Genomic DNA, 4,240 nt, shown 5'->3' with positions numbered 1-4,240 from the left:
AGCGGGTGCGCCGCGGCCACCGCCTGCTCGCGCACGAGCACGGCCGAGCGCTGGCTCAGGCCGGTGGCCGCCTCGGGCTGGTGGGGCCGGACGACGTCCGGTACGGGCGCCGCCGCGCAGCCCAGCAGCAGGGCCAGCCAGGCGGCAATGGCCGCGCGGCACCGCATCGCGGGGCTCAGCGCGGCGCCAGGCGGATGGCCCCGTCCAGGCGGATCACCTCGCCGTTGAGCATCTCGTTGGTGATGATCTGGTGCACGAGCTTGGCGTAGTCTTCGGGGGTGCCCAGGCGGCTGGGGAAGGGCACGCTGGCGGCCAGGGCGTCCTGCACCTCCTTGGGCATGCCGAACAGCATGGGCGTGCCGAAGATGCCCGGGGCAATGGTCATGTTGCGGATGCCGTTGCGCGCCAGGTCGCGGGCGATCGGCAGCGTCATGCCCACCACACCCCCCTTGGAGGCGGCGTAGGCTGCCTGGCCGATCTGGCCGTCATAGGCGGCCACCGAGGCGGTGGAGATCAGCACGCCGCGCTCGCCGGTGGGCTCGGGTTCGTTCTTGCACATGGCTTCGGCCGCCAGGCGGATCATGTTGAAGCTGCCGATCAGGTTGACTGTGATCGTCTTGGTGAACACCGCCAGCGGGTGTGCCCCGTCCTTGCCGACGGTCTTGACGGCCGGGGCAATGCCTGCGCAGTTGACCAGGCCCACCAGCTTGCCCAGCGAGACGGCCTGGGCGATCACCGCCTTGCCATCGTCCTCGCTGGCCACGTCGCATTTCACGAACACGCCGCCAATGTCCTGGGCCACGGCCTCGCCCTTGTCGGCTTGCAGATCGGCGATCACGACCTTGCCGCCCTCGCGCGACAGCATGCGCGCCGCTCCTTCGCCCAGGCCCGAGGCGCCGCCCGTGACGATGAAGACCTTGCCCTTGATGTCCATGAATGTGCTCCTTGTGCGGGTGAGGGGTGAAGTGACGTTGACGTAAACGTCAATTGTGACCCAAACCCAGGGACACCCGGAAGGGCCGCGGTGCCTCAGTGGAAACCCGGGTGGGGTTGGCCCCAGGAGTGAATTGCTTGACCTCCAAATACTTGAGTTCTAAATTAATTGCATCGCCAACCCCTGAGATCACGGGCATGAAGATCGTGTGCATCGGAGGCGGCCCGGCGGGCCTGTACTTCGCGTTGCTGATGAAGCGCGCCGACCCGTCCCATGACATCACGGTGGTCGAGCGCAACCGTCCCTACGACACCTTCGGCTGGGGCGTGGTGTTCTCGGACCAGACGCTGGGCAATCTGCAGCAGGCCGACCCCGAGACGGCCTCGCAGATCCTCGATGCCTTCAATCACTGGGACGACATCGACGTGCACATCCGCGGGCGCACGATCCGTTCCGGCGGTCACGGCTTTTGCGGGATCGGGCGCAAGCGCCTGCTCAACATCCTGCAGGCCCGCTGTGAGGCCCTGGGGGTGAAGCTGGTGTTCGAGACCGAGGTGGGCAGCGATGAGGACTTCCCCGATGCCGACCTGATCATCGCTAGCGACGGCCTGAACAGCCGCATCCGCAGCAAGTACGCGGCCACCTTCCAGCCCGACATCGACGTGCGTCGCTGCCGCTTCGTGTGGCTGGGCACACACAAGCTTTTCGAGGCGTTCACCTTCGCGTTCGAGGAGACCGAGCACGGCTGGTTTCAGGCGCATGCCTACCGCTACGACACCGACACCTCCACCTTCATCGTCGAGACGCCCGAGGAGGTCTGGCTCAAGGCGGGTCTGGACAAGATGGAGAAGGAGGAGTCCATCGCCTTTTGCGAGCGGCTCTTTGCGAAGTACCTCGACGGCCACAAGCTGATGTCCAACGCCGCCCACCTGCGCGGCTCGGCCCAGTGGATCAAGTTCCCGCGCGTGGTGTGCAAGACCTGGGTGCATCACAACGGCCGCGCCCCGGTGGTGCTGATGGGCGATGCGGCCCACACGGCCCACTTCTCGATCGGCTCGGGGACCAAGCTGGCGCTGGAGGACGCGATCGAGCTGACGCGCAGCATCCGGCGCCGCCCGGGCGACTTGGCCGCCGCCTTGCGCGACTACGAGGCGGTGCGCAGCGTCGAGGTGCTGCGCATCCAGAACGCCGCACGCAACTCCACCGAGTGGTTCGAGAACGTCTCGCGCTATGTGCACCTGCCCCCCGAGCAGTTCGCCTATTCGCTGCTGACGCGCAGCCAGCGCATCAGCCATGAGAACCTGCGCCTGCGCGACAAGGTCTATGTGGAACGCTTCGAGGACTGGCTGGCCGAGCGCGCCGGTGTGCGGCGCCAGGGTGTGCGTGCGCCGGTGCCGCCGATGTTCACGCCGTTCACGGTGCGCGGGGTGACGCTGAAGAACCGCGTCGTCGTCTCGCCGATGGCGCAGTACTCCGCCACCGACGGCGTGCCGGGCGACTATCACCTGGTGCACCTGGGGGCGCGGGCGATGGGCGGGGCCGCCCTGGTGTTTGCCGAGATGACCTGCGTCTCGCCCGACGCGCGCATCACCCCGGCCTGTCCCGGCCTGTGGAACGACGCCCAGCGCGAGGCCTGGAAGCGCATCGTCGATTACGTGCATACCCACACCGAGGCCAGGATCGGCATGCAGCTCGGCCACGCGGGTGCCAAGGGCTCCACGAACGCGCCCTGGCAGGACGAGGGGGCCGACCGGCCGCTGCGCTCGGGCAACTGGCCGCTCATCTCCGCCTCGGCGGTGCCCTATCTGGACGACGGGCCAGTGCCGCGTGCCATGACCCGCCAGGACATGGATCGCGTGCGCGAGGACTTCGTGGCAGCGGCCCGGCGTGCGGCGCAGGCCGGTTTCGACTGGCTGGAGCTGCACTGCGCCCACGGTTATCTGCTGTCGAGCTTCATCTCGCCGCTGACCAACAGGCGCACCGATGACTACGGCGGATCCCTCGCCAACCGGCTGCGCTACCCGCTGGAGGTGTTCACCGCGCTGCGCGAGGTGTGGCCACAGGATCGCCCGATGTCGGTGCGCATCTCCGCGCACGACTGGGTGGAGGGCGGCATCACACCGGACGACGCGGTGGCCATCGGCCGTGCCTTCAAGGCGGCCGGGGCCGACCTGATCGACTGTTCCTCGGGTCAGGTCAGCCCCCACCAGAAGCCGGTCTACGGCCGCATGTACCAGACACCTTTTGCCGACCGCGTGCGCAACGAGGCGGGCATCGCCACGATTGCGGTCGGGGCCATCACCGATGCCGACCAGGTCAACAGCATCATCGCCGCGGGCCGGGCCGATCTGTGCGCGATCGCGCGCCCGCACCTGGCCAACCCGTCGTGGACGCTGCTGGAGGCCGCCCGACTCGGTTATGGCGACGTGGACTGGCCGGTGCAGTACCTGTCGGCCAAGAGCCAGCTCGAGCGCAACCTCGAGCGCGAGAGGGCGATGTCGGGCAGCCTGGCCGCCGCCGAGCAGGCCAACCGGGCCCTTGGGGTCTGAGCATGGTCACCGCACGACATGCCGTGGTCACCGGTGCCGGTCGAGGCATCGGCGCGGCCATTGCGCGCCGCCTGGCCGCGCAAGGCCACCGCCTCACGCTGATGGGCCGCACGGCTCAAGCCTTGGAGGCCTTGTGCGCGCAACTGCCGGGCCACGGCCATGCCGTGGCGACCGTGGACGTGGCCGACGAAACATCGGTGGCCCGGGCCTTTGCCCGCTCGCGCGAGCTGTCGGGCCCGGTGGCGATTCTCGTCAACAACGCCGGCCAGGCCGAGAGCGCGCCGTTGGCGAAGACGGACATGGGGCTGTGGCAGCGCATGCTGGACGTCAACCTCACCGGCACCTACCTGTGCACCCGCGCTGCGCTGCCCGATCTGCTGGACGCCGGATGGGGGCGCATCGTCAACGTCGCCAGCACGGCCGGTCTGCGCGGCTACGCCTACGTCACCGCCTACACCGCGGCCAAGCACGGCGTAGTGGGCCTGACGCGGGCGCTGGCGCTGGAGCTGGCCCGCAAGGGCGTCACAGTCAATGCCGTGTGCCCGGGCTATACCGAGACCGACCTGCTGCGCCAAAGCATCGAGGGCATCGTCGCCAAGACCGGACGCAGCCCGGCCCAGGCGCGTGCCGAGCTGGCGGCCGGCAACCCCCAGGGCCGGCTGGTGCAGCCCGAGGAGGTGGCCGATGCCGTGGCCTGGTTGTGCGGCGAGACGATCGCCCTCGACGGCGGGCATTGGCTCGCCAACGGCGCGGGCAG

Annotated in this window: 3 protein-coding genes; 2 read left to right on the top strand and 1 reads right to left on the bottom strand. The window is 69.1% G+C overall.

The features are described 5' to 3' along the window. Window positions 1-175: 175 nt before the first annotated feature. A complete protein-coding gene (locus tag ACK42S_RS15510; RefSeq protein ID WP_409709540.1) occupies window positions 176-934 on the bottom strand; it encodes a 3-hydroxyacyl-CoA dehydrogenase in 759 nt (252 codons plus the stop codon). Window positions 935-1,131: 197 nt separating this feature from the next. On the opposite strand from ACK42S_RS15510, the gene ACK42S_RS15505 reads away from it, so the two are divergent. Together ACK42S_RS15505 and ACK42S_RS15500 are read left to right on the top strand one after the other, a co-directional pair. Continuing rightward, a complete protein-coding gene (locus tag ACK42S_RS15505) occupies window positions 1,132-3,483 on the top strand; it encodes a bifunctional salicylyl-CoA 5-hydroxylase/oxidoreductase (protein ID WP_409709537.1) in 2,352 nt (783 codons plus the stop codon). Window positions 3,484-3,485: 2 nt separating this feature from the next. Further along, a partial coding sequence (locus ACK42S_RS15500; protein WP_409709534.1) for an SDR family NAD(P)-dependent oxidoreductase occupies window positions 3,486-4,240 on the top strand: 755 nt, incomplete at its 3' end.

Source organism: Caldimonas sp., assembly GCF_046289365.1.
Taxonomy (GTDB): domain Bacteria; phylum Pseudomonadota; class Gammaproteobacteria; order Burkholderiales; family Burkholderiaceae_C; genus Caldimonas.
Note: the sequence above shows the minus strand (reverse complement) of the source record. Positions and strands in the feature narration are given on the sequence as shown.

Coding starts and splice junctions, on each gene's coding strand:
- ACK42S_RS15510 (WP_409709540.1), bottom strand. CDS start 934: ATGGACATCAAGGGCAAGGTCTTCATCGTCACGGGCGGCGCCTCGGGC.
- ACK42S_RS15505 (WP_409709537.1), top strand. CDS start 1,132: ATGAAGATCGTGTGCATCGGAGGCGGCCCGGCGGGCCTGTACTTCGCG.